1 protein-coding gene and 1 pseudogene are annotated in these 2,474 nt (G+C 62.9%); one reads left to right on the top strand and one right to left on the bottom strand.

The window, feature by feature from the left end; all coding sequences use genetic code 11:
• Positions 1 to 55: 55 nt before the first annotated feature.
• On the bottom strand, positions 56 to 2,074 hold the full coding sequence (locus E5W87_RS30435; protein WP_292406122.1) for a thioredoxin domain-containing protein: 2,019 nt from the start codon (positions 2,072 to 2,074) through the stop codon (positions 56 to 58).
• Between the two features lie 64 nt (positions 2,075 to 2,138).
• Between E5W87_RS30435 and E5W87_RS30430 the strand changes: the two are divergent.
• Positions 2,139 to 2,474 (top strand): annotated as a pseudogene (locus E5W87_RS30430) (tRNA uridine-5-carboxymethylaminomethyl(34) synthesis GTPase MnmE); the annotation flags it as partial.

Here is a 2,474-nt window from a genome sequence, read left to right as displayed (position 1 = left end):
AGCTTCGCTCGGCCACCTTCTCCCACAAGGGGAGAAGGGAGAACCGCGCAGCTTCCTATCCGCGTCGCAACCGCCGCTCAAGCTCCTCAGCGCTCGTTATGACCGGCAGGCAGACCTGCCCGGTGCACAGCCAGGCGCCGGGCTCGGTCGTTGGTGGCAGCACGCCCCCCGGCAAAGTCGGCAGGTTCCCTACCGAGCCAACCGGCACGATAATGTCGATCCGGCGGGGGTCCGGGTTTCGATTCGCAACCGGAACAAGCCGGGGATTCTCCGGATTATCCACCAGCACCAGTTTCACCGGCTCGATCGCCAAGGCACAGGCGTTGACGACGCCCGCCTGGCCATAGGCCTGGTGCGCCGCACGGCCGGCCGCGTGTTCGGCGACCTTCCAGGTCTTTTCCTGCAATTCGAGATCGCCGGAAAGCGAGGACAATCGGACCATGGCCTCGATGATCTGGCCGGTGGCTGAAGGAATGGCCTCGTCGACATCGCCCCTGATGCGGATCGGCACATCGCTGCTGTCCGACGCGGTGAGATAGTAGCCGGTGTTGTCATCGTCGCGATGCCATTGGTCGAGCTCGGCGATGAATTGGCCGGCCAGCTCGGCGTAACTCGATGTGCCGGTAGCCTCGAACAATGAGATCGCGGCGTTGGCCATGGCGGCGTAGTCGCTCGACAGCGCCGGGAACAGCTTCTTTGCGCCAAGCGTCGAATGTGGCAAGCGGCCGTCTCGAGCAGCGCTGGCAATGGCAGCAAAGGCCTGTTCCGCCGCCTCGATCCAGTCGATCCGTTTCAGGGCGCGCCCGGCTTCGGCAAGAGCCGCGATGACCAGGCCGTTCCAATCGGTCAGGATTTTTCCGTCACGTCCGGGTCTGACGCGCTGCTCGCGGGCTGCCAGCAATTTTTCTTTCAATGGGATGAGTCGGGCGCGATCGACCACGCTTTGCGTTTGCTGCGCTCCGGCCTGGTGAATGATGGGCTTGCCCTCCCAGCCATGTGGGCTGGAAAGTGTGAAGTAATTGAGAAACAAGGCTGATTCATCGCCAAGGGCGGTCCCTATCTCGTCCTTGCTCCAGGTGTAGAACAACCCCTCCTCGCCTTCGCTGTCGGCGTCGAGGCTGGCGGCGAAAGCGCTGCCATCGACGCGCATCTCGCGCAGAAGCCAGTCGATCGTCTCTTCGATTCGCACCCGGAACAAATCATTGCCTGATGCCGCATAGGCCCAGTTGCACAGCCGGATGAGTTGCGCGTTGTCGTAGAGCATCTTTTCGAAATGCGGTACCAGCCACTCGGCATCAGTTGAATAGCGGCTCAGCCCGCCGCCGATATGGTCATAGATGCCGCCCGCCAGCATCTTTTCGAGGCTGAGCAGCACGGCGTCGCGGTGAGACGTTGTGCCGTCGCGCAGCCACGACAGCCAGAGCGTCTGCATGAACGGCGCGTTGGGAAATTTGGGCGCACCGCGCAGGCCGCCCAATTCCCTGTCGATCATACCGTCGATGCCGTTGGCGAGCATCGCGAGCGTGTCGCGGTCGAGAACGGCCTTGGCATGCGTGCCCGCCAGCCGCGCCTCAACATGCGTGGTCAGGCCGTCGGCGCTTTGGTTAACGCTTTCTTTCTTCTCCCGCCACGCCTTGTCGACCGCCTCCAGCACCTGGACGAAACCCGGCCGGCCGTAACGCGCTTCGCGCGGAAAATAGGTGCCGCCCCAGAATGGCTTGCCGTCCGGCGTCAGGAACATGGTCAGCGGCCATCCACCCTGCTCGCCCATCGAGGAGAGCGCGGCCATATAGATCTGGTCGATGTCCGGCCGCTCCTCGCGATCGACCTTGATATTGACGAAGAGACGGTTCATGACGGCGGCGACGCCGTCGTTCTCGAAGCTTTCATGGGCCATGACATGGCACCAATGGCAGGCGGCGTAGCCGACCGAGAGCAGGATTGGCCGCTCCAGCGCCTTTGCTTCGGCCAGCGACGCCGGCGACCATGCCCGCCAATGCACCGGGTTGCGGCTATGCTGCTGCAGATAGGGGCTGGCCTCTTCGGCAAGCAGGTTTTGCGCGGGCAATGTCACGGTCGGGCACTCGGCAGGTTGTCAATGAATAAGCGAAGCTAGGGCGGTTGCGCTGGGTCGGCAAATGATTTCAGGTGATTCCATTGTTGCTCTGTCGAGCGGTCGCCTGCCCGCCGGCGTTGCCGTGATCCGCATCTCCGGCCGGCAAAGTCGATTCGTCGTCGAAACGATCGCCGGTGCGATGGTTAAAGACCGTGTTGCCACCTATCGCAAGTTCAGGGCGCCGGACGGATCGGTGCTCGACAGCGGCCTGGTCGTTTTTTTTGCCGGACCCAACAGCTTTACCGGTGACGATATCGCGGAATTTCATGTCCATGGCGGGCGTGCGGTCGTGGCAAAGATGCTGGAGACGATCGCCGGCTTCGACGGAATCAGGCATGCCGAGCCGGGGGAGTTCACC

It is taken from the genome of Mesorhizobium sp., from assembly GCF_004962925.1.
Classification (GTDB): domain Bacteria; phylum Pseudomonadota; class Alphaproteobacteria; order Rhizobiales; family Rhizobiaceae; genus Mesorhizobium.
This window is presented reverse-complemented; position numbering and strand designations above follow the sequence as displayed.